This window comes from Onishia taeanensis, assembly GCF_003268885.1.
In the GTDB taxonomy this organism is placed as follows: Bacteria; Pseudomonadota; Gammaproteobacteria; order Pseudomonadales; family Halomonadaceae; genus Onishia; species Onishia taeanensis_A.
Genome location: NZ_QLSX01000007.1, coordinates 190,421 through 216,682, shown reverse-complemented (window position 1 = coordinate 216,682; position 26,262 = coordinate 190,421). Strand labels below are relative to the sequence as shown.

At 60.8% G+C, this 26,262-nt stretch carries 22 protein-coding genes; 15 read left to right on the top strand and 7 right to left on the bottom strand.

Going from position 1 to position 26,262, the window contains the following annotated elements; genetic code table 11:
• The first annotated feature begins 59 nt into the window (after positions 1-59).
• Positions 60-1,835, top strand: a complete 1,776-nt coding sequence (locus BCL93_RS11320; RefSeq protein WP_258396406.1) for an ABC transporter substrate-binding protein — start codon at positions 60-62, stop codon at positions 1,833-1,835.
• A 25-nt stretch (positions 1,836-1,860) separates the two neighbouring features.
• Here BCL93_RS11320 and BCL93_RS11315 read toward each other — a convergent pair whose 3' ends face one another.
• Positions 1,861-2,664 carry an SDR family NAD(P)-dependent oxidoreductase gene (locus BCL93_RS11315; RefSeq protein ID WP_092523832.1) on the bottom strand — a complete coding sequence of 268 codons (804 nt, stop codon included), beginning with the start codon at positions 2,662-2,664 and terminating at the stop codon, positions 1,861-1,863.
• Between the two features lie 399 nt (positions 2,665-3,063).
• Positions 3,064-3,843 (bottom strand): IclR family transcriptional regulator domain-containing protein, encoded by a 780-nt coding sequence (locus tag BCL93_RS11310; RefSeq protein ID WP_112055381.1) that lies wholly within the window; start codon positions 3,841-3,843, stop codon positions 3,064-3,066.
• 357 nt (positions 3,844-4,200) lie between these two features.
• Here BCL93_RS11310 and BCL93_RS11305 point away from each other — a divergent pair, with 357 nt between their 5' ends.
• From BCL93_RS11305 to BCL93_RS11260, 10 genes are all read left to right on the top strand, one after another.
• Positions 4,201-5,034 (top strand): CoA transferase subunit A, encoded by an 834-nt coding sequence (locus tag BCL93_RS11305; RefSeq protein ID WP_112055380.1) that lies wholly within the window; start codon positions 4,201-4,203, stop codon positions 5,032-5,034.
• The gene (locus tag BCL93_RS11300; RefSeq protein WP_112055379.1) at positions 5,031-5,804 is read left to right on the top strand and encodes a CoA-transferase subunit beta; all 774 of its coding nucleotides are present in this window, start codon (positions 5,031-5,033) and stop codon (positions 5,802-5,804) included. The genes BCL93_RS11305 and BCL93_RS11300 overlap by 4 nt, the downstream gene beginning before the upstream one ends.
• 13 nt (positions 5,805-5,817) lie before the next feature.
• Positions 5,818-7,020, top strand: a complete 1,203-nt coding sequence (gene pcaF, locus BCL93_RS11295) for a 3-oxoadipyl-CoA thiolase (RefSeq protein WP_112055378.1) — start codon at positions 5,818-5,820, stop codon at positions 7,018-7,020.
• A 77-nt stretch (positions 7,021-7,097) separates the two neighbouring features.
• Positions 7,098-7,886, top strand: coding sequence for an alpha/beta fold hydrolase (locus BCL93_RS11290; RefSeq protein ID WP_112055377.1), 789 nt, complete (start codon positions 7,098-7,100; stop codon positions 7,884-7,886).
• 81 nt (positions 7,887-7,967) lie between these two features.
• Complete coding sequence (locus BCL93_RS11285; RefSeq protein WP_112055376.1) at positions 7,968-8,798, top strand: 3-keto-5-aminohexanoate cleavage protein; 831 nt, start codon at positions 7,968-7,970, stop codon at positions 8,796-8,798.
• 393 nt (positions 8,799-9,191) lie between these two features.
• Complete coding sequence (locus BCL93_RS11280; protein ID WP_112055375.1) at positions 9,192-10,118, top strand: LysR family transcriptional regulator; 927 nt, start codon at positions 9,192-9,194, stop codon at positions 10,116-10,118.
• A gap of 114 nt (positions 10,119-10,232) precedes the next feature.
• Positions 10,233-11,264, top strand: a complete 1,032-nt coding sequence (dctP, locus tag BCL93_RS11275) for a TRAP transporter substrate-binding protein DctP (RefSeq protein ID WP_112055374.1) — start codon at positions 10,233-10,235, stop codon at positions 11,262-11,264.
• 127 nt (positions 11,265-11,391) lie between these two features.
• Entirely contained in the window at positions 11,392-11,853 is a 462-nt protein-coding gene (locus tag BCL93_RS11270; protein ID WP_258396399.1) for a TRAP transporter small permease, read from the top strand.
• Positions 11,850-13,127, top strand: a complete 1,278-nt coding sequence (locus BCL93_RS11265) for a TRAP transporter large permease (protein ID WP_112055372.1) — start codon at positions 11,850-11,852, stop codon at positions 13,125-13,127. Before BCL93_RS11270 ends, BCL93_RS11265 begins: the two co-directional genes overlap by 4 nt.
• 6 nt (positions 13,128-13,133) lie before the next feature.
• The gene (locus BCL93_RS11260; protein ID WP_181463085.1) at positions 13,134-13,901 is read left to right on the top strand and encodes a M15 family metallopeptidase; all 768 of its coding nucleotides are present in this window, start codon (positions 13,134-13,136) and stop codon (positions 13,899-13,901) included.
• A 101-nt stretch (positions 13,902-14,002) separates the two neighbouring features.
• Here the strand turns inward: BCL93_RS11260 and BCL93_RS11255 are convergent, their stop codons facing one another.
• The 5 genes from BCL93_RS11255 to BCL93_RS11235 all read right to left on the bottom strand — a co-directional run bounded on the left by BCL93_RS11255 (position 14,003) and on the right by BCL93_RS11235 (position 19,561).
• Positions 14,003-14,740: an SDR family oxidoreductase gene (locus BCL93_RS11255; RefSeq protein WP_112055371.1), complete on the bottom strand. Its 738-nt coding sequence runs from the start codon at positions 14,738-14,740 to the stop codon at positions 14,003-14,005.
• A 186-nt stretch (positions 14,741-14,926) separates the two neighbouring features.
• A complete protein-coding gene (locus tag BCL93_RS11250; RefSeq protein ID WP_112055370.1) occupies positions 14,927-17,152 on the bottom strand; it encodes a PepSY domain-containing protein in 2,226 nt (741 codons plus the stop codon).
• A gap of 22 nt (positions 17,153-17,174) precedes the next feature.
• Positions 17,175-17,642 carry a DUF2271 domain-containing protein gene (locus tag BCL93_RS11245; protein ID WP_112055369.1) on the bottom strand — a complete coding sequence of 156 codons (468 nt, stop codon included), beginning with the start codon at positions 17,640-17,642 and terminating at the stop codon, positions 17,175-17,177.
• A gap of 259 nt (positions 17,643-17,901) precedes the next feature.
• Entirely contained in the window at positions 17,902-18,327 is a 426-nt protein-coding gene (locus tag BCL93_RS11240; protein WP_258396398.1) for a PepSY domain-containing protein, read from the bottom strand.
• Positions 18,328-18,529: 202 nt separating this feature from the next.
• Positions 18,530-19,561, bottom strand: a complete 1,032-nt coding sequence (locus BCL93_RS11235; RefSeq protein WP_112055368.1) for a zinc-dependent alcohol dehydrogenase family protein — start codon at positions 19,559-19,561, stop codon at positions 18,530-18,532.
• 382 nt (positions 19,562-19,943) lie between these two features.
• Here BCL93_RS11235 and BCL93_RS11230 point away from each other — a divergent pair, with 382 nt between their 5' ends.
• The 4 genes from BCL93_RS11230 to BCL93_RS11215 all read left to right on the top strand — a co-directional run bounded on the left by BCL93_RS11230 (position 19,944) and on the right by BCL93_RS11215 (position 26,223).
• Positions 19,944-21,317: an efflux RND transporter periplasmic adaptor subunit gene (locus BCL93_RS11230; RefSeq protein WP_112055367.1), complete on the top strand. Its 1,374-nt coding sequence runs from the start codon at positions 19,944-19,946 to the stop codon at positions 21,315-21,317.
• Entirely contained in the window at positions 21,314-24,460 is a 3,147-nt protein-coding gene (locus tag BCL93_RS11225) for an efflux RND transporter permease subunit (RefSeq protein WP_112055366.1), read from the top strand. The genes BCL93_RS11230 and BCL93_RS11225 overlap by 4 nt, the downstream gene beginning before the upstream one ends.
• Before the next feature lie 68 nt (positions 24,461-24,528).
• Complete coding sequence (locus BCL93_RS11220; RefSeq protein ID WP_112055365.1) at positions 24,529-25,170, top strand: TetR/AcrR family transcriptional regulator; 642 nt, start codon at positions 24,529-24,531, stop codon at positions 25,168-25,170.
• Positions 25,171-25,239: 69 nt separating this feature from the next.
• Entirely contained in the window at positions 25,240-26,223 is a 984-nt protein-coding gene (locus tag BCL93_RS11215) for an MDR family oxidoreductase (protein ID WP_112055364.1), read from the top strand.
• The last annotated feature ends 39 nt before the right edge of the window (positions 26,224-26,262 follow it).

The window sequence follows — 26,262 nt, the reverse complement described above, 5'->3', positions numbered from 1 at the left end:
CGGCAGGGGAGGTGAGAGGTACTTTCGATACAGAGTCCATTGATATGCTTGAGGTGAGAATGATCGATGAATCGGTCGCGGGGCATCCGGAGGGGCCCTACGACACACTGCCCCAGATACCCATGTCGAAGCTCTCGAATACGGAGCTTGCGAGGTTCATCGACTTCATCGAACAGCTCGAGGAGGAAACCGAGCAGTCACTCTCCATCAACCATGGCTACCGGGAGATGCGCATGATGACCCATATCATGCGCAACCACCTGGTGGGGCGGCTCACGACGCCCACTTCTCTGGCCGATGCCTCTGGTCTGTCCTACGGCACTGCCAAACGAGGTATCGAGAGTATACTCAAGCGCGGCCTGATCGTGTCGCGTCCCCGGACGAAGTCGGGCAAGACGGTGTCACTCCATCCGTCTGCGGCACTGATCGACGAATGGGAAGCCTATGCCATTCGGATCAAATCCTTACTGGGAACAACCTTTGGCGTGGATGCTGGCTCTGGCCAGGACAGACGTATCTTGCTGGGAAAGGCCGACGAGACCTCCGCCGTCATACCGCCGCCCGCCGTTCTCTCTCAGCGCCTCGAGCTGAAAGGGGGGCTGCGTGTATTGGTTCATGCCGATCCGACGTTCATGGCCATGCACAACCTCAAGCGGCAACTGGAGGCGGTGTTTGGGGTGGGTATCAAGAACAAGGCGAAGTCGATCGATGGTCTACGGTCGGAAATCCTTTCCAACGCGCGCCTGGGAAAGTCCCGGTACGATGTCATCGCCTGTGACCTCCCCTGGTTCGGTGAGTTGGCGTCTCAGGATATGCTGCTGCCCCTAGACCCCTTGCTGGGGCGGGATGGCCATGACCTGTCCGACTTCCACCCCATGGCCATTCAGAGTTCGCAGTATGCCGGCAAGCAGTACGGTATTCCGGTCCAGACGACGCCAGAGCTTCTGTGTTATCGAAAGGATATCTTCGAGCGAGAACATCTGGATCCCCCGACCACCACCGAAGAACTGATCAAGGTCGCCAGGCGCTTGCACGATCCCGGTAAGGGGCGCTACGGCATCGCCTGGAACGCTGCGCGGGGTACGCCGCTGGGCCATACGTTCGCCTTCCTGATGGCGAAATATGGCCAGCCGATCATCAACCTTCGAAGCACCCGGGACGGTTATGACTTCCAGCACGTGTCCGGCGAAGAGTATCGGCCGATGTTCCAGTCGGATGAGGCCTTTCGCGCCTGTGAATACATGCTGGATATCCTGAAATATTCGCCACCGAACATCCTCAACATGACCTGGTACGAGCGTGCCAAGTCCTATGCGTCGGGCGAGTCCTGCATGGCCTACAATTACACGTTGCTTGCTCCCCTTTTCGAGCTCAATCAGGCGTCGCCTGCTTGGGGGAATACCGGATATCTTCCCCACCCGGTCGGTAACCATGGCGCTCCTATCACCCCGATCGGCGGCTATGCACTGGCCATTCCGTCCAACCTGTCCGAGGAGCGCGTGGAAGCGGCCTGGAGCGCCCTGAAAACGTTGACTTCTGCCGGCCTGTCGAAGCTCTACATCATGAACGGTAGCCTTGTCACACCGCGCTTCAGTGTCAGTCGCGACCCTGAGGTTTCATCATTGTCACCGCTCATCGATGTGGTAGATGGGATGGCACGAAAGGACATTCTCCAGGCCTGGCCGCGTCCCCCGGTGCCAGGAATAACCGATCTGATCGGCATTGCCGGGCATGAGCTATTCGAAATGCTCGACGGGCGCCGCTCCATCAAGAAGGCCCTGTCCATGGCACAGGACAGGGCCGATCGATTGATGCGCGACAGGGGGTATTACTGAGCCACCCGCCGGGTTGCCGGTGGCATCACTGCATGATCATGCCACCGTCGATCATCAGCAGTTGGCCGGTCATGTAGTCCGACTCCGGGCTAGCCAGGAAGGAAGCGGTGCCTACTACATCTTCCGGGTAGGAGTAGCGTTTCATCAGAATCATCTTCTCGGCAAGCTCGTCCATGGACTGGCCCTGCTTGTCGAACTTGCCGATGCTGACCAGATCCTTGTCCAGCTGCTCCCACAGTTCAGTACGCACGACCCCGGGGCCATAGCCATTCACGGTGATATTGTGATCCACCAGCGCTTTGGCGCCGCCGTTGATCATCGCCAGCACGGCATGCTTGCTGCAAGCATACGGCACCACATCGTCGAACGCTTGACGGGAGAGAATGGAGCCGACATTGATGATCTTGTAGGGGCCGTTCTCCTTGCCCTGCTCGATCATCTGCTTGCCGGCCTCCTGCATGCCGATCAGGCAACCCAGGGCATTGACGTCCATGATCTGATGCCAGTTTTCTTCTGTGATGTCCAAGAACATCAGCGGCTTGTTGATGCCGGCATTGTTGACCATGACGTTGAGGCTGCCAAAGGCATCGACGGTGGCCTTGACGGCGGCCTGCATCTGGTCACGCTCGGTCACGTTAAGCTTCACGGCGATGGCTTTGCCACCCTTCTCCTTGATGCGTGCCACGACCTCGTTGCATCCGTCGATGTTGAGGTCTGCCACGCACACATTGGCGCCCTGTTCAGCATAATGTTCAGCAACGGCGGCCCCCATGCCACGCGCAGCACCTGTGATCAGGCAATTTTTTCCTTCAAGTCGAGTCTTGTCCATGGTGTCACCTTGGAAGTCTTGTTGTGGGTCTCTCCATATCACCGGTGGCCCTTTTCTCGTGGCGCATGGAGCCTTTGTCTACAAGGAGTTCTGATAACGCGAGCTGTAGCGTGAGCGATACGTTTTGTTTCCTTGCTGACTCGTATTGTCAGCAGGCCAGCCTGGCAATGACAGCTGCCCCCACGGCCAATTTGACCAGATTGGATTTTTCTGAAGGCGACACGAGGTGTGCGGTCGATCTTGTGAACAGAAAGGTGCTGACTTGCAGTGAGAAACGGCCAATGACGGCCAGTAAGCCGCCTTATCACCAAGCAAGCCGTGGTGGCGTCGCCTGGGTTAAATGGCTTACCGAGCAAAAGTCCTGCTAGATACTGATTGATGCGTTGATGGCAGCAAGCGTCAACTGACGCTGGCGCTTATCTGTCGGGCCTTTTCCTGCAGCAGTGGCAGGTACTGGCGGATCAGAGTGTCATAGTCGATGCGGGCTGCATTGGTACTGATGTTGATTGCGCCCAGCAGTCTGTCGTTGGCATCGAAGGCCGGCACGGCCACCGAGCGCAACCCGGAGTCGAGTTCCTGGTCGGCGATCGCGTAACCCTGCTTGCGCACGTCGAGGATGCGGCGCTTGAGTTCGGCCTTATCGGTGATCGACTTGTCGGTGTGCGGTTCGAGAGCCACCTGCATCAGAAAGGCGTCAAGATCGGCATCCGGCAACTGGGCCAGTAGCACCCGTCCCATGGAGGTATGGGCCGCGGGCAGGCGCGTGCCCACCGAGAGCGTGATGGCCATGAGCCGGTGCCTTGACGAGGAGCGGGCCACATAGGTGACATCTTCGCCGTCCAGCACGCCCAGCGATGAGGATTCGCCGCACTCGGTGGTGATGTCCTCGAGAATCTGCTGGATCACGCTGCGATAGTTGTTGGCGGAAAGAAACGCATAGCCGAGGTTCAGTACCTTGGGGGCTAGCTCGAAGTGGCGCTGCTGCTTGCGGACATAGCCCAATGCATGGAGCGTCAAAAGAAAGCGCCGGGCCCGAGCCCGGTTCATTCCCGTCTTGCTGGCCACCTCGCTCAGGGTCATGCGAGGGGTGGTGTCATCGAAGGCCAGGATCACCTCCATTCCGCTAGCCAGTGCCGTGACGAAGTCGCGGTCATCCGGACTTATCATGTCTTCCTGCATTCAGTTTCCCTCTGCCTGATGGTGGTGTCTGCGGATACTGACCTTCGCTCGAATCTAGCACATATGTTCGCCTAGCGAACATTTTTGGCCCCTTCCTTGTCAGGCCGTTCTTCCCGTCGAGCCTATACTTTGGTCGCGTTTCGACAGATCTGTTCAGAGTAAAAAACATTCTGCTGGCAGTGGGTTATCACACGCTATCCCGTCATAAGGGGGATGGGCGATGTCTCCCTGCGTTTGACGCTTGCCGGCGTTGGCGCTAGATTTGTTCGCAAAGCAAACATATGTACGTATAGAGAACTTTAGTTGGCTGCTTCTTAGGAACGGTCTTCGAGTCCACCACCAGAGAGGTGCATCCCCATGGCCGAGTTTCTCAGCCTGCATGACGCGGTCGCGCAATACGTCGAGGACGGCGCTACCGTGGCCATGGAAGGCTTTACCCATCTGATTCCCTTTGCCGCGGGTCACGAGGTGATCCGTCAGAAGAAACGTGACCTGATCCTGATACGGATGACTCCTGACCTGATCTACGATCAGTTGATCGGCGCGGGGTGCGCGCGGAAGGTGATCTTCTCCTGGGGGGGCAATCCCGGCGTGGGTTCACTGCACCGCCTGCGTGATGCAGTGGAGAACGGCTGGCCTCACCGGATAGAGATCCTCGAGCACAGCCATGCGGCCATGGCTTGTGCTTTCGAGGCCGGCGCCGCCGGCCTGCCGCTGGCGGTGCTGCGCGGCTATGTGGGCAGCGAGCTGCCCAACGTCAACGATCAGATCAAGTTCATCGACTGTCCGTTTACCGGCGAGCGCCTGGCGGCGGTGCCGGCGGTGCGTCCGGATGTCTCCATCGTCCACGCTCAGAAGGCCGACCGGAAGGGCAACGTGCTGGTGGAGGGCATCGTCGGTGTGCAGAAGGAGGCCGTGCTGGCAGCGAAGAAGAGCATCGTCACCGTCGAGGAGATCGTCGAGGACCTGACCGCTGAATCGGGCTACCACCCCAACACCTGCATCATCCCGGGCTGGGCCATCGATGCCATTGCCGTAGCCGAGAAGGGCGCGCTGCCTTCCTATGCCCACGGCTACTACCCGCGCCACAACCGCTTCTACAAGGAGTGGGACGCCATCGCCCGCGACCGCGACACCTTCACGAAGTGGCTCGACGAGAACGTCTTCAACGCAGCAGGGGTATCCTCATGAGCATCGAATACACCTCGGCCGAGATGATGAGCGTCACCGCCGCCCGGGCACTCGAAAACGGCATGACCTGCTTCGTCGGCATCGGCCTGCCCTCCGAGGCAGCCAACCTGGCCCGGCTGACCCATGCCCCCGACGTGGTGCTGATCTACGAGTCCGGCACCCTGCAAACCAAGCCCGACGTGCTGCCGCTCTCGATCGGTGACGGCGAACTGTGCGAGTCGGCCCTGACCACCGTCGCGGTGCCGGAGATGTTCCGCTACTGGTTGCAGGGCGGCAAGGTCGACGTGGGCTTCCTGGGTACCGCGCAGATCGACCGCTTCGCCAACCTTAATACCACCCTGATCGGCGACTACCAGGCACCCAAGGTGCGCCTGCCGGGCGGCGGCGGGGCGCCGGAGATCGCCACCAACGCGGGCGAGGTCTTCATCACCCTGAAGCACTCCAAGCGAGCCTTCGTGAAGGACGTGGACTTCGTCACTACCCTGGGCTTCGGTCGCGACGGCAAGGGCCGCGACGGCGTGCCGAACATCGGCAAGGGGCCCACTCGCGTCATTACCGATCTCTGCGTGATGAAACCCGATCCTGAGACTAAGGAGCTCACGGTGGTGTCGCTGCATCCAGGCGTGAGCCGCGAGGATGTGATTGAGGCCACCGGCTGGGAGATTCGCTTCACCGGCGATCTTGAGAGCACCCCAGAGCCCTCCGAGCTTGAGCTTAAGATCCTGCGCGAGCTGAAGGACAGAACCGAACGCCAGCATGCCGGCGACTAACAGGAGCCCCTCCATGAGCGACGTATTCCTTTGTCATCCGCGGCGCAGCGCCGTGGGTCGCTTCGGCGGCACGCTGGCAAGCGTACGCCCCGACGATCTCGCCGCCAGCATCTTCAAGGCGGTACTGGCCGAGGCCCCCGGTCTCGATCCAGCGGCCATCGATGATGTCTTCATGGGCTGCGCCAACCAGGCCGGCGAGGACAATCGCAGCGTGGCGCGTATGTCGCTGTTGCTGGCTGGCCTGCCAACTTCCGTGCCCGGCACCACCCTGAATCGCCTGTGCGGCTCCGGCATGGATGCGGTGGGCACCGCCTTCCGTGCCATCAAGGCCGGCGAGATGGAGCTGGCGCTGGCCGGCGGCGTGGAGTCGATGTCCCGGGCGCCCTACGTAATGGGCAAGGCCGACGGCGCCTTCTCACGCGGCCAGCAGATCGAGGACACCACCATCGGTTGGCGCTTCATCAACCCGCTGATGAAGCAGGCCTATGGCGTTGACTCGATGCCCGAGACCGCCGAGAACGTGGCCGAGCAGTTCGCCATTGCACGCGCGGACCAGGACGCCTTCGCCCTGCGCTCCCAGCAGAAGGCCGCCGCTGCCCAGCAGGCGGGGCGCTTTGCCGAGGAGATCACCGCCATCGAGATCCCGCGCCGCAGGCAGACGCCGCTGATCTTCGACCAGGACGAGCACCTGCGCGAAACCAGCCTCGAGAAGCTGGCGAGCCTGTCCACACCGTTTCGCGACGGCGGCAGCGTGACCGCCGGCAATGCCTCCGGCGTCAATGACGGCGCCGCCGCCATGCTGGTGGCAAGCGCCGCTGCGGTGGAGCAGCACGGCCTCACGCCGATGGCGAAGATCCTTGGCATGGCCACCGCCGGCGTCGAGCCGCGGATCATGGGCTATGGCCCGGTGCCCGCGGTGAAAAAGCTGCTCGAGCGTACCGGCGTGTCGCTCGACGAGATCGACGTGATCGAGTTGAACGAGGCGTTCGCCGCCCAGGCGCTCGCCTGCATGCGCGACCTGGGGCTCAAGGACGACGACCCGCGGGTCAACCCCAACGGCGGCGCCATTGCGCTTGGCCATCCGCTGGGCATGTCCGGTGCGCGCCTGCTGCTGACCGCCGCCCATGAGCTGCAGAAGACCGGCAAGCGCTATGCCCTGTGCACTATGTGCGTGGGCGTGGGGCAGGGTATCGCTACGCTGGTCGAGCGGGCCTAAGAGAGCCCGAAGGGCGATACGGAAGCCGACATCAGGATTTGTCGGTTAGTCCCGTGGCAACGAACGGAGAGATTGATATGGCATTTCTAAACATCCACGGCCGCAGCGTGGCTTATCGGCTGTTAGGTTCTGAGGCCAATCCCCTAGTGATGTTGGCCCATCCTCTGGGCATGAGCCAGGCGGTGTGGGACGACATCCTACCGGTGTTGCTGCCACGCTACCGGGTGCTGACCTGGGACTTGCCTGGCCATGGTGCCAGTCAGGCTTGGGGCGAGGGGCCGATTACTCCGGGCGACCTGGCGGGCGAGGCATTGGCACTGGCTGAGCATGCCGGTGCCGATCGCTTCCACTTCGCCGGGACTTCCATCGGTGGTGTGGTGGGCCAGTCCCTGATAGAGCACCACGCCCAGCGCTTGCTTTCGGCGACGTTGACCAATACTGGTGCGGTGATTGGTAACGCCGAGCTGTGGAATACCCGTGCCAGTCGCGTGCGTCAGGAAGGCTTGGCGGCAATGTCCGAGGAAATCGTACCGCGTTGGTTCGCCCCGGCCTGCTTCGAGTCCGAGCCGGCACTCAAGGACGGCTGGTGCACCCAGATGGGCCGCGGCGACGACGATTCCTACGCCAAGCTTTGCGAGATGCTGGGGCGCGACGTCTTCACCGGCAAGCTATCTGGGAAGGGTGTGAAGGTTCAGCTATTCGGCGGCAGCGAGGACATGGCGACCCCGCCGGCGACCCTCAAGGCCCTGGCCGTCGAGCTCGACGGCGCGCTGTTGGAAATCCTCGAGGGAGTGGGCCATGTGCCTTCCGTAGAGGTGCCGGCGCAGTTTGCCGAGAGGCTGATTGCGGTGATCCAGGCGGCGTAGGTGCTCTGCCGACGCTATATTTCTCTAACCATCACATCATTATCTCGCACCTTAAATGCGTTGCGGGGTAAGTGAGGTCACATGTCCAATCCCTGTATCATCTGCGTTGCCATCACCGGCAGCCTGCCGCGCAAGGAAAACAATCCTGCCGTTCCTGTCACCATCGAGGAGCAGATCGAGAGCACCCAGGCGGCCTTCGAGGCTGGGGCCAGCATCGTCCATTGCCATGTGCGCAATGACGACCAATCGCCGACCTCAGCCCCCGAGAAGTTCGCCAGATTGATGGAAGGCCTCAAGAAGCACTGCCCGGGGATGATCATCCAGCTCTCCACCGGCGGGCGCTCTGGGGCTGGCGAGGAGCGTGGCGCCATGCTGCCACTGAAGCCTGACATGGCAAGCCTCGCAGTGGGTTCCAATAATTTCCCCACCCGGGTCTACGAGAATTCCCCGCAGTTGGTGGAGTGGCTTGCCGGCGAGATGCTGAAGTACGACATCAAACCCGAGATCGAGGCATTCGACCTGTCGCATATCCATCAGGCGGTGAGCCTCTCCAAGCAGGGCAAGCTCAAGGCCCCGCTCTATGTCCAGTTTGTGATGGGGGTCAAGAACGCCATGCCAGTGGACAAGCCGACCTTTGATTTCTATGTGGAAACGTTGCACCGGCTCGCTCCGGACGCTCACTGGTGTGGTGCCGGCATCGGCGCCAACCAGCTGCTGCTCAACGAGTGGTCGATCGCTGCGGGCGGGCACACTCGCACGGGTCTCGAGGACAACATGCGTCTTGATCGTGACTCCCTGGCACCCTCCAATGCAGCGCTGGTCGAGCGTACTGTGGCACTTTGCGAGCAATATGAGCGTCCTGTGGCCACCTGGCAGCAGGCCCGAGAGATCCTCGGTCTTAGAATGGCCTGATGGGGCAAACGTCCGGTGACAGCTAAACGATCCTGACTAGGGGCTGGCATCCATTAGGTGCCGGCCTCTTTCTTTCCGCGGGGCGTCGGTACCCGGCTGACACTAGTTCAGGTAGGCGAGCGCCACGGCCGCTTCGGTGTTGATGGCAAGGTGTCATCCAGATGTGAACGGCAGTTCGGCTCATTCAAGGATAATGCCACGAGCCATCCCCCGCGTTTGGTCCGCTGATGATTATGGGGTATACCGGACAGATGAGCCGCACAGACTGCAATCTCGAGTAGAAAAAGCCAAAGACCTAATCATGGTATGCCGAGCTCGAATTAGGTAGCCGCGGAATGGGTTGCATTAGTAACTCTGGCTTTCCAACTCAAATCGTAGGTAACGTTTTATCTCATGTTGAATCAGCGCGCATTGGCGTATCTATGTGAAGTAGTGCGTAGAGGGTCATTTCGACGAGCAGCAGATCATCTGAATATAGATGTGTCTGTGGTCAGTCGTCAGGTAAAAGCACTTGAAGAATCTCTGGACGTGGCCTTGCTTCATCGCCACTCATCTGGTGTCCAGGTGACAGAATCAGGTCAGTTTCTGGTTGATCATTTTCAAGGCCAAGTGTCTGCCGAGAAGGTAGTGCTATCGAAACTTCAGGAGCTACAGGGTTTAGTCAGTGGGCAGGTCAGCATCGCGGTGGGAGAAGGCTTCATCGCTGACCTGGTTTCCGAGCCGTTGGAGTCCTTCATGACGGCTTATCCAGGTATTGAACTCGACGTCACCATGGCGGGAATGGATGAGGCCATAGACCTGGTCATCCAGGGGCATGTGGATTTTGCCTTGCTTTACGCCCCGCCCGTTGACGCACAACTGATATGCCACGTTGAAACCAGGCATCCCCTTGACCTGATCGTTCCCGCTGGCCATCCGCTGATGGCATTGAAACGGCAAGTATTACTGCAAGACATTGAAAGATATCCGCTGGGGCTGATGAACAACCCGTTTGGTATGCGTCATCTTGTCAATGCGGTTGCTCATCAAGAGCGCATTCCCTTACAGGCGCGGCTTCACACCAATTCGGTGGCGGTACTCAGGAATTTTGTGGTGTCAGGGATCGGTGTCACCTTCATGCCGCAGCTTACCGTCATTGACGCACTCGATAATGCAGAGATCGGCATTCTGGAAATGGCGCACCCGGCTCTTAATGGTGCTACGGCTCAGATTGTCAGCCGCCAGGGCCGCGAGCTAACGGTATCGGCGGAAGCATGTCTTCAGCATTTGCAGCGAGGTATGCGCTTTTTTAACAGCGATGCACCGCGGCTGTTGTCGTAATCGCAACACCTAGTGTATTGCAAAGGCAACAGAGGTGCTCATAGCCTGACATGCAAGGCCACATGGGTGAGCCGATGACATAACTATACAAGATCCTTCACAGAGGAGTCCGACATGGACCTGTCTCGGAAATTTGCGCTTACCACTCTTGCCTCAGCCTGCGTCATGGCATCCCTAGCCACGAGTGCCCAAGCCGCAACCACGGTAAATCTGAGCTATAACGGTGCTCCTGACGCTGATAAGAATGCCGTCCATGCTTTCGCCACCAATCTCAAACAGCTGGTCGCCGAGAAAACCGACGGCGAAATCGAGCTAAAGCTGTACCCCAATAGCATGCTGGGTGAAGAGCAGGAGCGCATGGAGCAGGTGATGAACTCGCCTAGCCTCAACATCGCCTCTTTTGCGGGCATGTCGCCGGTAGTGCCGGAGATTTTCGTCAGCGCCATTCCCTTCTTGTTCGATGACTTTGCCTCAGCGCGTACCTTCTTTGACGAAGGCCAGTATTGGAACAATGTTGAGGCGGCGCTGCGCGAGCGCACTGGTGCAGAGTTATTGGCCGTGGTCGAAGAGGGCGGTTTCCTGGCATTCACCAACGATGAGAAGCCTATCTCTTCGCCCGCTGACTTCGATGGCCTGCGTTTCCGTGCGATGGACCCAAGCCAGGTCGCGCTGTATGAAGCCTTTGGGGCGTCCGGTACCCCGATCCCCTGGACCGAAGTCTACATGGCCCTCAAAACCGGTGTCGCAGACGGTCAGATGAATCCGCCGATGTATATCATCCTCGGCAGCCTGTACGAAGTGCAGGATTACTTGACCCTGGCGAACATCCAATATTCCGACCAGTTTTTGGTAGGCAATGGCGCCATGATCGACGGTTGGGATGAGGAAATGCGAGCGAACTTCATGGAGGCCGTGGCCGAAGCCAACACCATGGCGCGTGAGCAAAATGAAGCTAAAGTCGATGGTCGTATCGCTTATCTCGAAGAGCAGGGAATGGAGGTGATCCGCCCGACAGAGGAAGAACTCAATGCCTTCCGAGAACAGGGTCAGCCAGCGTACCTAGAGTGGCTCTCCGAGCAGGGTATCGAACAGAAGTGGATCGATATGGCGCTTGAAGATGCCGGCATGACCACTCTCGGCAAGTAAGCAGTGTTGCGCCGCTCCTTGGGCGGTGCAGTTTGGCATAGCACTCGCGGGCAGAGAGAGGAATTCTCTGCCCGTTGCAGTTGGGACTCTTACTTCTATGTTATCTCTACGCTCTCGGAGCCTTCTGGTGAGCCAGAAGGCCACTCTGTGGCTTGCCAGTAGCTTGTTGCTCATCGACTTGCTGGCCATTCTCTACGGCGTCTTCATGCGCTACATCGCGGGCGGCGCACCGATATGGACTGATGAGCTTGCACGGTATCTCATTATCGCCAGTGTGTTGCTGGCAGCGGGTGCTGTCTGGGTCGAAGGCGGGCACATGCGTGTGGCGCTTATAGAGCGCCTTCTTCCATCAGGGCTATGCCGGCTTCTGAACGTATACCAATGGCTGCTGACACTCAGTTTGGCCATTGGTGGTGCAGTGGTGAGCTACCACTACGCGATGTCAGTGTCGATGTTTACCAGCTCTGGGCTGGGGATCAGCCGCACCATTCCGATGCTGTCTGTTCCAGTTGGCTTTGCCCTGCTTGCCTGGCAGGCATTGCTCTATGGCCCCGCACCGCTCAAGACACTCGCGGAGGAAGTCGAATGACACTCACCATGTTGGGGGTCTTCCTGGCCCATGTTTTGCTTGGGCTGCCTCTTTTCATTGCCTTGCTGACGACCGCTTTGGTCGGCTTCCTATTCGTTGATTTCAGCATGGTACCTCGCATGATGCCGCAGCAATTCTTTAGCGGTATCAACGTGTTCTCCCTGATGGCGATTCCGTTATTCATCCTTGCGGGTAATCTGATGAATGCCAGTCGCCTGACCGATCGGCTGATGGGGCTGGCGCGGCTACTGGTTGGCCATTTCCGCGGGGGGATGGGGCACGTCAATGTCGTATCGAGTGTGTTTTTCGCCGGTGTGAACGGCTCTGCGGTCGCCGATACCTCTGCACTCGGTTCGTTGCTTGTGCCCGCGATGCGCAAGGACGGCTATTCGACTGCGTTCGCGGCCGGCTTGACGGCCGGTAGCTCGCTGATCGGGCCAATAATTCCGCCCAGTATCTTCATGATTCTCTACGCCTCCCTCACCAACACGTCTGTGGGTGACCTGTTTCTGGCGGGGGTGATACCCGGACTGATTCTGGGCGTTGCCTTCATGGGGATGAACGCCTGGTATGCCTGGCGACACGGGATGCCCAAGCAAGGCGGTTTGCCATCAGTACGAGAGCTTGGGGTGGCTGCACTGGGCGCTCTGCCGGCGTTGGTCGCGCCCTTCATCATCGTGGCGGGTATCGTCATGGGGTTTGTCACGCCGACGGAGTCTGGCGCACTCACTGCACTCTATGTGGCGCTCTGCGGCATGGTGCTGGGGAATCTGACGCTGCGCGATTTCTGGCAGGCGATTGTCGAAACCACGCGCCTCACCTCGGCGATATTTTTGATCATGGCGGCATCGGCGACGATAAGCTGGCTGCTGTCATACGCTCAGGTGCCGACCCAGTTTGTCGAGTTGCTCACGCCCTACATCGCAGACCCCATCGTTATTCTGCTGATGCTCAGTGGCATCACCTTCGTGACCGGTATGTTCATGGAAGAGGTGTCGGCCTTGATGCTTTTGACGCCGATCTTCTCCCCGGTCGCCATGATGGCAGGTATCGACCCGGTGCACCTAGGCATCATCATCACGCTCAACATCACCATCGCGTTGATTACTCCGCCGATGGGGGCGTGTGTGTACGTTGCCGCCGCCGTGAGCCGGCTTGAAATCGTGTCGCTGTTTCGGACGATCTGGCCGTTTGTGCTCATGGCTATTGGGGTTCTTCTGATTTTAATTGTGTTCCCGTCGCTGACGCTCTGGTTGCCGACGGTCTTGGGGTAAAGAACGATGCCAACATTGAAAGAAAGGGCAAATAAGTCCTTTGCGACACCTATTCCCCACATGGGCGAGCCTGACTGGTCCAAAGTGAGCCAGATTCCGATCAATGAGAGTGATGAGCCATTGGTGCCTCTCGGTCTGGCACCTCTGCCCATCAAGGTGTTTCCGGTATATGCCAAGCAAGGGGTGCCCGGCGCTGTCGATGAGTGCTACGTCAGGGAGACCACCTATCGCCGTCTTCTCCAGGTGGCACGTTCACTTCCCGACGGCATAGGGCTGGTGGTACTGGATGGCTGGCGTCCCTGGCGGGTGCAGCAATACTTATTCGATACTCTCTACGAGTCATTGCGAGCACATCACAGCGATTTGAGCGAGGCAGAACTGACGGTACGTACTCGCGAGTTTGTGTCGGTACCTAGCCGCAGCCAGCAAGCCCCCAGCCCTCACCTGACCGGTGGGGCGGTGGATGTCACGCTATGTGATGCTGATGGGATCACGCTCGACATGGGGACGTTGTTTGATGAGGCGGTGAGCGAATCACATACCGTGTCGCTGGAAGAGGTCGAGGCCCCGACCGAGCGACAGCGTGTCGCCAGAGACAATCGACGCTTGTTGTATAACGCGATGGCAGCCCAAGGCTTCACCAACCTCCCAAGCGAATGGTGGCATTACGATTGCGGTGACCAGCTCTGGGCCTATCATAGTGACCAACCTGCTGCTCGTTACGGACCGGCTGAGCTAGAGACCGTCGAGGACCGTTGGCGGAAACAGCTATAGGGTGAAAGTTGCCAGCGCTTTTTCCGTCAATGAAAAAGGGCGCGAGGCCAGAATGTGGCGCCCGCGCCCTGTGCCGGGTTTCAGGTTCCAATGTCGGAAGATTAAAGATCCTGGCTGGTAGGCCGGAAGAGAATCTCGTTGATGTCCACGTCTTCAGGCTGGCTCATGGCGAACTCTACCGCGCGTGCGAAGGAGTCGGCAGGAATTGCGTGCTGCTTGTAGAAGTCGTGGACCGTATCGGACACATCCTGCTCCGAGATGCTGTCGGGAAGCTCGGTCGCGACGGCGCCGGGGGAGAGAATGGTCGAGCGGATGTTGTAAGGCTTGACCTCCTGGCGAAGCCCCTCCGAGATGATGCGAACGGCATGCTTGGTCGCTGAGTACACAGTGCTGCCCGGTCTTACCTTATGCCCGGCTACCGAGGAGACGTTGATGATCTGCCCGCTCTTCTGAGTCTGCATATGCGGTAGCACTGCGGCAACGCCGTAGAGTACGCCTTTCATGTTCACGTCGATCATCCGTTCCCACTCATCTACCTTGAGGCGATCAAGGGGCGAGTGGGGCATCACGCCGGCGTTATTGAGCATGACGTCGACCCGGCCGTGCAGCTCGATGGCACGGTTGACCAGCGCCTCTACCTGCTCGCGGTCGGTTACGTCGGTGCGCACGATAGCGTCATCGCCCAGCGAGAGCTCGTCGGCGATGGCCTGCAGCCGCTCCATGCGGCGCGCACCCAGCACCAGCTTGGCGCCTCCCTGAGCCAACCGGCGTGCCGTGGCCTCTCCCAGACCGCTGCTCGCGCCAGTGATGACGACGACCTTATCCTGAATACCTTGCATGCTATGTATCCTCTGGCGGTTATGGATGAGTAGTGTCGATCAGCGATTTTCTCGCCGTTGCAGATGCTTTCTTGCAGCTTTCCTCATGAATGGACAGTGTCGGCCGCTCCCAAGTTCTCGTCTAAGCGCTGCGTTGTCAGGGGGGAGAGGTGAGCACCCGGGGTACAAGAGTGACAGGGCGATGAATCAGTAGACGTCCTCACGGTAGCGCCCCTGGGCCTTGAGCGTTGCGACATCCATTCCAAGCGGTGCGATGACCTCGTTCAGCGCCGCCATCACGCTGGCCGCCATCTCCCGGCCGCCGCAGACCAGAAACTGTGCGCCCCTCTGGATCAATTTGCGCAGTTCTGCACCATCAACTGAGATCTTGTCCTGCACATAGGAGCCATCGCTGACGCGGGAGAAGACGGCGTTCAACTCTGTCAGGCGCTTGTCCTTCAGGAAGACTTTTAATTCCGATTCATAGAGGAAGTCGGACGTTGGGCAACGTCCACCCCAATACAGGTGCATGGGGTGGTGCGCCCTGTTGTGGCGAATGAAACCGACCAGTGGTCCGATGCCGGTCCCCGCACCGATCAGCACGATAGGCGCTTTGCCGGCGGCGGGGCGGAAATTCGGATTGGGGTGGATAAAGGCGTTGATGCTGCCCCCTACCGGCAGCGCCAGGAGGAAGTTCGAACATATGCCTCCGGGATGTTGACGCACGCAGATCTCAAGCGAGCTGTCTTTCGAGGTGGAGGCCAGTGAATAGAAGCGCGGCACGTGACTGTCCGGGGGCAGGATGCCGACCAGGTCGCCGGCCTCGAAAGAAGGCAGGCCGTTTCGACCGAATAAGCCCTTCAGTAGGCCTTCCTGGTTGCTACTTTCGGGCGCCCTGAAGCGCAGCACGGCGGTCCGAGCCTGGACTTCGGCGCCATAATCCGCCCGTTCGGCGAGCTCCAGTATGGTGGCGCGGGGATGTTTGGGGGTGTGGGCCAACGTCAGCTCGGTGTTGATCGCCTTGCCTACTGCATGGCCCCAGCGGGTGAACGCCTGGGGCGACTGCCGGTTGATGGTGTCGAACGGCAGCAGCAGTGGCCAGCCCTTGGCGGCGAACGTCGCGTCGACCTCTTTGGCGAACCCGCAGAAGTGAGGGAACTGCCTATCACCGAAGCCCAGTACGGCCACCGGCAGTTCAGGCGTCTTGGATAACTTCTGAAGCCTTGCCAGGAACCGGGTGGCGGATGCCGGCGCATCGCCATCTCCGTAGGTCGCGGTGAGGATGAACAGCTGTTTCGCGTCGCGATAGTGGCTGGCCATTTGGTTCATGGGAGCGGTATGCACGCGGTGGCCAGCTTGCACAAGGTTGTCGTGCAGGTTCCTGGCGAATCCCCAGGTCGTGTTGCCTTCGCTACCGACAAGAATCACGCTATCCGCGGCGTTTGGTCCGCTGTTGGCGACGAGTTTGGGTTTTGACTGCTGGCGCTTCCACCAGATGATCGGTCCCGTAATGGCCATCACCGGGACCGTCAGGGCGGCAAGGCCGAGGAGCATGCCCAGCCACCAAAGCCCTTCACCGGTGTGAAGCATATAGATGAATTCATAGAGTTTGTGAGTCGAGTCATGGGCCTGGTAAGAGAGCCACTCACCGCTTGCCTGGTCGATATAGCCTGCGCCTTGTCGGGTTCCCAGGGAGTACATGCCTGTCGGATCGTCTCGGTATGGGTAGACAAGCTCTCGCAGGTCGCTGAGGTCCGTGGCCTTCAGGGCCGCTAAGGTATCGATAGGCGCAGGGGGACCGCCGTTGACCTCCATCGGTATGTCGGGCTCGGCCGCCGTGCCCGCGGGGGCCAGGCTAAAGGTGGTTGCAGACAGGTAGGAACCGGTCAGGCCCGACAGAAACAGGCCGATAACCGCCGCCCGGCCGAGTTCTATATGCAGTCGCTGGCTCAGGGTGCCGCGCACCGGGCGGAGCAATTGGCGCCATCCGCCCAGACGAGTGGCCAATAGCATGGCGCCGGAGATCGCTAGCACGACCATCGCCAGCGCGGTGATGCCCGCCACTGCGCGACCGGGCGTGTCGAGCAACAGGGAGCGATGCAGGTTCTTGACCCAGCGTGTGAAAGACGACGGCTCATAGGCCGCAATGGCCTCTCCCGTGCGTGGGTCCACGCGATCGGCCCCCATCTGGCCATCTCGGCTGTAATAAACGATGAGGGTGCCCGAGGGCGTGCGCTCGAGCTGTTCGGCGCCGGGGTAATGCGTTGCAACCTTGCCTGCCAGCTCGGCGACGCTCATCTGCCCCGCGGCGGGCACCACGGCGCCCACCCGATCGAGGACCGGGTTGAGCGACAGAATCGCACCGGTTATCGAAAGAGCGATCACGAACAGCGCGGCGATCAGGCCCGGTAACGAATGAAGCTGGCGTAACATGATGGCGGTGTCTCTTGTTCGGTCAGAAGGTGTAGCCCAACGACTGCACGTAACCGCGGCCAGCCACCGGTTTGCCTGCGCCCTCGGTGGTCAGCGGCATGACAACGTCGGCGCGATTCTCGCGCATGTCCTCGACGGCGGTATCTACCCGTACCTCATACCCCGCGTCGATCAGCTCATCGGCGATGTCGGCCGTGAATTGCAAGGTGTGCCCGCTACTGATGCTGGCCCCGGTTAGGCCGTCGTATTCACTGCTGCTCATGCCGCTGCCCCGAGCCCAGTCACGCAGATGTTTGAAATATTTCGATTTTTGACCGGCAACCCAGAGGGTCTCCTGGTACTGGCCCTTGGCATCGGTGAGGTAGAAGGCCGCATAGGCGCCATCTCCGCGGTAGCTTTTCAGTTCAGCGGTGAAGGTCACTTCGCGTGCCTGGGCGAGGGCTGGCAGCGTGATGGCGGTGAGGGCAAGAGCAAGGGTGAGCGTTTTCATCGTCTGTTCTCTTTGTCATGTCGATAAGAGGTCGGTCGTAAAGGGTCTTGATCTACAGGGCTCTGAAGCTTGGGACTGAGATTGAAGGGCTATGGCTCAAGGGCTATGGCGAGAAGAAGATGGTGCATACGGCCAATCTATCCTCGGTGTCTGAAAGCTGCCTTAAGGCCAGCAGATAAAGTCTTCAGGTCTTCGCCTACCTGATCTTGCGATGCCTTAGCTGAGGCAGGGCCCAGAGGTGCTGGCACGGCGTGGCGAGTTACTCGTTGCGAGGGGATGGGGAGCCGCTGACGATGCCGTTGTTGGGAGCGGTGCGGGCATGAGTGCGCAGGCGCCTGTCTTTTCTGTCGTGATCGTCGTCGCGATCGTGATGCTCGTCGTCATCTTCATCGTTATCGTCGTCGTTCTCGATTTCCAGCTCGCGCAGCCGTAGCGATGCCGGTGAATATTTCGCTTCGACCCTGTTGCCATGTTGATCGAAGCCTCTGACCTCGTAGCAGCCGTCATCGATCCTGATGCGGCGTACCTTCCAGCCTTCCGCCTTGAGGGCCTGTCGAAGCACATCCCGGGGCTGCCACTCGGCGATCGGATCACGACAGTCGTTGTCGGCGAAGCTCGTTCCGGCCGCGAGGCTGGCGGTAAACGCCGCGGCTAGGGTCGTGGTAACCCGCAGTAGCATGTTCATGATCATCTCCGGATATGGCTTGCGGTCACGATAGGCGGACTTCCTGACGGCAACCTGAAGACACAACACTGTTCCTGCCGGGAGCAGACATCCCCGGCAGCTTTCAGCTCATGTAGATATCGTCGCGGACGGAAGGGGAGGGAGAAGTGAACCGTGCGAATACTGCTGATCGAGAGTGAGCGCCATGGGTTGCACCAGTCGCTCACTCGACGGTCAGCAGCATCTTGATGGCCTGTTCCTTTGCCGCTTCGCCAAAGATATCGTAGGCCTTCTCGATCTCGTCGAGCTTGAAGCGATGGGTCACCAGCCCTGCGGGCTCGACGCCGCCGCTCTCGACGACCCGCATTAGCACCGGAATGGTGTCGGTGTTGACCAGGCCCGTGCGCAGGGTGATGTTCTTGATCCACAGGTCCTGCAGCCGGAGGTCGACGCTCTTGCCATGCACGCCGATATTGGCGATATGGCCGCCTGCACGAACGATGCGCTGGCAGATATCAAACGTCTCGGGGATGCCCACCGCTTCCATGGCCACGTCCACGCCTTCGCCGCCGGTAAGCTTTTCAATGGCCTCGATCGGGTCATGGGCAATGGTGTCGGTGGCGCCGAGCTGCTTCGCCATGGCCAGGCGATTCTCATCGGGGTCGATCATGATGATTCGCGCTGGAGAGTAGAATTGCGAGGTCATCAGCGCTGCCAGGCCAATAGGGCCAGCGCCGACGATGGCGACGGTATCGCCGAGCGTGACCTCGCCGTTCAGCGCGCCAATCTCGTGCCCGGTGGGCAGGATGTCGCTGAGCATCACCGCCGCCGCGCGATCCATCTCCTTGGGTAGCGGATAGAGGCTGTTATCCGCGTGCGGGATACGCACGTACTCAGCCTGGGTGCCATCGATCAAGTGTCCGAGGATCCAGCCGCCGTCGCGGCAGTGGGAGTAGACGCCGCGCTTGCAATAGTCGCAGCGCCCGCAGGAGGTGATGCAGGAGATCAGCACCTCGTCGCCAACCTGGATATTGCTCACGCCTTCACCGACTTCTTCGACCACCCCCACGCCTTCGTGACCCAGGATGCGCCCGTCCGTCACCGCAGGGACATCGCCCTTCAGGATATGCAGGTCGGTGCCGCAGATGGTGGTATGGGTGATGCGCACCACAGCGTCCGTAGGCTTGTTGATCGCCGGACGCGGCTTGTCTTCCCAGCGGCGTTTGCCGGGACCATGGAATACCAATGCCTTCATGACGCTTCCTCCTTGGATGAAAAGCAACCGGTGCAGCGGTTGCCAACGACCACCCACTTAGCATGGTACGAGGCGTCCATGGCCGCCTTGATACACATCAAGGCAAGCCCCTGAGTAAAGTGACTCTGCAAACGTGCACCCATGCATGCTCGCCGCCGTCCAGTCTCTCTCTGAGCTCGTATCTCGCTGACCGCGTTGCATGGGGCGGCAACGGACCCTTGGCAGAGGGTCCTTGATGACGAGGAACCCTCTCGCTTGAGCCAGTGCCAGCGCCCATCGAGCCTTGGCGATACCCATGCCTGATGCGCACTTTTGTCCCAGCGCGGGAACCCGCAATAGGCTGTATCATCACTGCATGATATGCCGGCTCGATGGGGGCCCTGTGTTCAAGCGATTCATTCCCTTGCTGATCGTGGCCTTGGGTGGGTTGGTATTCGTCTACCTGAAGATGACGGCGCCGGCCCCGGCTGAGGTGACGGCCGAGGAGCGGAGCTGGCGCGTGACGTCGATGCCGGTCGAGTTGGCGTCGCATCGGCCGGTGGTGCCGCTGTATGGCAGCGTGGTGGCGCCGGACCTGATCACCGTGACCGCGCCTCTGGCGGCGCGAGTGGCGATGCGGCCGGTACATGATGGCCAGCGTGTGGCCGAGGGCGAGCTGTTGGTGGCGCTTGACGAAGCCGATGTACAGCCGCCGCTGACCCAGGCGCGTGCCGAGGTCGCTGATCTCGAAGCGCAGATAGAGAGCGAACAGATCGGCTATGCCAATGATCAGCAGGCACTGCGTCGGGAGCAGGCGATTCTCGATAATGCGCTGCGCCGTCTTGAGCGGGCTCAATCACTGGCCTCGCGCAATCTCCTTTCCCAGTCTGAGCTCGATGACGCCCGTGACGGCGAAGACCAGGCGAAGCTGACCGTGGCCAATCGTCAGCGCCTGCTCGACGAGCATCCGACCCGCCTCAGACGACTTCAGGCCCAGCTCGAGCGTGCCCGTGCAGGCCTTGAAATCGCCGAGCGAGATGCCGCGCGCAGTCACGTCATGGCACCCTTCGATGGCGTGGTTACGCGTATTGAAGCCGCTCCCGGCGATCGTGTCGCCAGCGGTGCGGCCTTGCTGAGCATCTATCCGGTGACAGGGCTTGAGTTGCGGGCTCGGGTGCCCAACCGCTATCAGGACGACATTCTTACCGCGCTGCGCGAGGGTCTGCCGCTTCGGGCCAGGGTCTCCGAGCGAGACATCGAGTTGCGCCTGGAGCGGCTGGCCGGGGAGGGCGATCCTGCCGGCACCGAGGCGATACTGTCAGTCGCAAGCTCTCTCAAAAACCCTCTCACGACTTCTCTCGCGACCACCGTCGAACGCGGCTTGCTGCGCCCCGGTAGCATGCTCTCCGTGCTGCTCGAACTGCCGCCGGTGGCCAACACCCTGGCCGTGCCCTACAGCACCCTCTACGGCAATGACACCCTCTATCTGGTGAATGATGACGACCGCCTCGAGCGGCTGAGCGTGACCGTGCTGGGTGAGACTGTGCTGGGGGAGACGGTCCCGGGGGCGGCTGAGCAGGATGACGCTGAAAAGGATGAAACTGTAACAGATGACACAACGATGTCCTCTGGAGAGCGCTGGCTGCTAGTGGCAAGCGGAGCGCTTGCCTCTGGGCAGCGTGTGGTGACGACTCACCTGCCCAACGCCGTGGACGGTCTGCTGGTCGATGACGGCAACTCGACGGCGGCGAGCAGCGGCGAGGAGTCGACGCCTTGAGTCGGCGCCGCGGCATCATCGGTTTCTTCGTCCACCATAAGGTGGCCGCCAACCTGATCATGCTGATGATGCTGCTGGGCGGGACCCTGGCGTTATTGCGCATGAACATCCAGTTCTTCCCGACATTCGCGCTGGATGTGGTCAGCGTGCAGGTGGTCTGGAGCGGTGCCTCGGCGGAAGACGTCGAGGAAGGTATTACCGTGCCCCTTGAGCAGCGCCTTAAGAGCGTGGAGGGACTCAAGCGCATGAGCTCTACCTCCGCCCAGGGCGTGTCGAGTCTGACGCTGGAGTTCAACGAGGGCACCGATCCGGTCATTGCGCTGGATGACGTTCGCCAGCAGGTCGATGAGTTCACCAATCTACCCGCCGATGCCGAGCGACCTCAGGTGATTCGGGTCGCCCGCTATGATCCGATCGCCAGGCTGTTGATACATGGCGACCTGGCCCCCGCAGAACTGCGCCGGCTGGCGCACCGCTTCGAGAATGAACTGTTGCAGGCCGGTATCGACCGGGTGGAGATCAGTGGCCTGCCGGAGCAGCAGATCAGCATCGAGGTGCCTGCCGAGCGGCTGATGGCGCTTGAACTCAGCCTCGATCAGATCGCTGAACGGGTGCAGGGCATGTCCCGGGATCTGCCGGCGGGGCTGATGGGACAGCAAGACAGCACCCGCGAGCTACGCTCGGTAGAGCAGCGTCGCGATCCCCAGGCCTTCGCCGAGCTGCCTGTTATTGCCGATCAACGGGCACAGCTGCGCCTGGGCGATATTGCCACCCTGCGCCAGGAGCCTCAGGACGGCCAGACCACTCTGTCTCGCTCCGGGGTCCCGGCGGTTGAGCTGCTGCTGCAGCGTGCCGAGGACGGCAACTCCCTCGATGCAGCCCGGGTGCTTGAGCAGTGGCTGGCCGATACCCGTCCGACCTTGCCGCCGTCGGTGACCATCGAAGCCTATGACGAGAGCTGGCAGCTGATTGATGATCGTATTTCACTGCTGGTCGGCAATGGTCTGGGAGGGCTGTTGCTGGTCATGGTGCTGCTGTATCTGTTCCTGCCGGGAAGGGTAGCCTTCTGGGTGGCGGTGGGGATTCCCACTGCCTTTTTGGCGGCGTTGGCGGTGCTGTGGGGCATCGGCGGGTCAATCAACATGATCTCGCTGTTCGCGCTGATCATGGCGCTGGGGGTCATCGTCGATGACGCCATCGTGGTCGGCGAGGATGCCGATGCCCACTACCGCCTCGGCGAAGCCTCGCATCTCGCCTCGGAAGGGGCGGCCAAGCGCATGGTATGGCCGGTACTGGCTTCGTCGTTGACCACCGTGGCGGCCTTTATGCCGCTGCTGGTGGTAGGCGGGGTGATCGGTAACATCCTCGTCGATATCCCTCTAGTGATGATCTGTGTGCTGGCGGCGTCTTTGCTCGAGTGCTTTATCGTGCTGCCGGCGCATCTGCGTCATGCCTTCCCGCCGGCACCGGTGGGCCGCCGCCCACACTTGATCACGCGGCTGCGCGAGCGCTTTGATAAGGGCTTCGAGCGCTTTCGAGAGGGGCCTTTTCGGGCCTTTTCTGTGTTCACGCTGCGCCATCGCGCCAGCACCATTGCCTCCGGCTTGGCTGTGATGCTTGTCACCATTGGGCTCTTGGCCGGTGGGCGGATCAGCTTCGAGTTCTTCCCGACGCCTGAATCAAGCATCCTCTACGCCAATGCCAGCTTCGTCTCCGGCACCGACCGTGAACGGGTGGATCGTTTCCTTGGTCATCTGGAAGACACCTTGGCTGAGACCGAGCAGGCCTTCGACGTTCCGCTGGTGGTGCACGCCGTGACACTGCACGGCAGAAGCCTCGATGATGGCGGAGGCAGTCGAAGCGGCGACCAGGTCGGCGCGATGCGGCTGGAGCTGGTCTCTCCGGATGCCCGCGAGGTGCGCAATGCCGAGTTCATTGCCGCCTGGCGTAAGCGAATTCGCCTCCCGGCGGGACTTGATAATCTGAGCATCAGCGAGCGTCGCGCGGGGCCCCCGGGAGAGGACGTCAATATCCGCCTGAGCGGTGGTGACCCGGCGGTTCTCAAGCAGGCAGCGACGTCGCTAGCCGCCTCGCTGTCCAACCTGCCCGGGGTGCTGAATACCAATGACGATATGCCCTGGGGGCGAGAGCAGCTCATCTATTCCTTGAGCCCCCGGGGCGAGGCGCTGGGTCTGACCACGGAATCGCTAGGCAGGCAACTGCGTTCGGCCTTCGACGGGCGCCTGGTTCAGAAGTATCAAAATGGTGCCGATGAGATCGAGGTGAAAGTCCTGCTGCCTCGAGAACAGCGTGAGCGGCTGAGTACCCTGTCGCGTCTGCCGATTCGCCTCGAGGATGGACGCTTCGTGCCGCTCGATCAGGTGATGGATATCTCCTATCGCCAGGGTTTCGAGGCGCTGCGGCATGCCGACGGACAGCTCGCTGTCGAAGTGACTGCTGTCCTCAATCAGGCCGTTACCTCCGCTGACCAGGTGCTGGCCAGCCTGGAGGCCCAGGTACTGCCGCAGCTGGCTCAGGAGCACCGCCTGCGCTACAGCTTCGAGGGCCGCTCGGCGGATCAGCGCGACACGCTGGGCGATATGCGCACCGGCCTGATCATGGGGCTGGCGCTGATGTTCGTGGTGCTGGCCTGGGTCTTTGCCTCTTGGAGCCTGCCGCTGATCGTGATGGCGATCATTCCGTTTGCGCTGGTGGGAGCGCTGCTGGGCCACTGGGCGTTGGGCATCAACCTCACGATTCTCTCGCTGTTCGGGCTGTTTGGGCTCTCTGGCATCGTGGTCAATAACGCCATCATCCTGGTGAGCTTCTACCGCCAGCAGCGGGATAAGGGCCTCGACATTGATACGGCGCTGGTGGAAGCCGCGGTACAGCGGGTAAGGGCCGTGCTGCTGACCTCGCTGACCACCATTGGCGGCCTTATGCCGCTGCTGTTCGAGACTTCGCTTCAGGCGCAGTTCCTGATTCCGATGGCGGTCTCCATCGCCTTCGGCCTGGGCTTTTCGACGCTGCTGGTGCTGGCCGTGATTCCGGCGCTGCTCTCGTATCTGGAACAGTGGCGGGCCTCGCGGGCTCCCTCGTCGCCGCAGTCATCCACCTTGCCTCAGTCAACGTCCAGCGAATAAGGCGTCGCCTCCCACCTTGGTCGGGGGTGTCTTGTCGTGGGCTAGACGACTGGTCTAAATTATTTCTCATGACTGACATCACCACCATTCGCCGCCGTGGCAGGCCGCCCAGAGTGCCGCGAGGCAATCCGAATACCCGTGAGGCGTTGATTCGCAGCGGGTTGGAAGTGCTTACCGAGCAGGGCTTCCGGGCAGCCGGCATCGACGGCATCCTCAAGCGCGTCGGTGTGCCCAAGGGCTCCTTCTATCACTACTTCCCCAGCAAGGAGGTATTCGGGCGTGCCGTGCTTGAGCAGTATGCGACCTTTTTTGCGCGCAAACTCGACCGTCACTTGCGTGATGAGTCCTTGCCGCCGCTGTCACGCATCAATGCTTTTGCCGAAGATGCCAAGAAGGGCATGGCCCGACATGGTTTTCGGCGCGGTTGCCTGGTGGGCAACCTGGGACAGGAAGTCGGCCTGTTGCCGGACAGCTATCGTGCCGCGCTCGAGCAGGTCCTCGGCGACTGGCAGCAGCGCCTGGCGGAGTGCCTTGTCGAGGCACGCAAGAGTGGTGCGCTGGCGCCCGATGCGGATTGCGATGCCCTGGCGGACTACTTCTGGATCGGTTGGGAAGGAGCCGTCATGCGTGCAAAGCTGAAGGAATCGCCGGACCCGCTGGACACCTTCGTGACCGCCTATATGTCGGGATTACCCCGCCGACGTGACTGACGCCGGTACTCGATCGACGTGTCGAGTTTTTTTACCCACGATTAGACGATCAGTCTAAAAGGAGGAGTGATGTTCAAGGCCATCCTGATCGAGAAGGACGATGCCGGCTATCGCGCCGGACTGACGGAGTTGGATGACGCTCAGCTACCCGAGGGCGAGGTGACCGTGCGGGTGGAGTACAGCACGCTTAACTACAAGGATGCCCTAGCCATTACCGGCAAGGGGCCGGTGGTGCGTCGCTTTCCCATGGTGCCGGGGATCGACCTGGCGGGGACCGTCGAGGCAAGCGACTCAGCAAGCTTCAAGCCGGGTGATCCTGTGCTGCTCAATGGCTGGGGCGTCGGTGAGGGCCACTGGGGCGGGCTTGCCCAGAAGGCGCGCCTCAAGGCCGACTGGCTGATCCCGTTGCCCGAGGCCTTTTCGACCAAGCAGGCCATGGCGATTGGTACGGCGGGCTATACCGCCATGCTCTCGGTGATGGCACTCGAGCGCCACGGGCTGACCCCCGCTTCAGGGCCGGTGCTGGTCACTGGGGCCAATGGCGGGGTGGGCAGCTTCTCGATCGCCTTGTTGGCAGCGCTTGGCTATGAGGTCATGGCCTCGACCGGGCGACCGGAGGAGGCGGACTATCTCAAGCGCCTGGGGGCCACGGATGTCATCGATCGGGCTGATCTCGCTGAGGCAGGCAAGCCACTGGCCAAGGAGCGCTGGGCTGGCGCCATCGATTCGGCGGGCAGCCACACCTTGGCCAACGTCTGTGCCGGCACTCGCTATGGCGGAGTAGTGGCGGCCTGTGGGTTGGCTCAGGGCATGGACTTTCCGTCGACCGTGGCGCCGTTCATCCTGCGTGGCGTGACCCTTGCCGGCATCGATAGCGTAATGCGCACCCGCGAGGATCGTCTGGCCGCCTGGAACCGGTTGGGGGAGACCCTGGATACTGCGATTCTTGATGAAATAGCCCACGAGATCGATCTCGGGGAAGCCATCGAAACGGCGGCTCAACTGATCGAGGGTAAGGTACGTGGGCGCATCGTGGTGGATGTGAACCGCTAAGGCGGGTTCGCGAACCTGAAACCGAAGCCCTTTAGACGA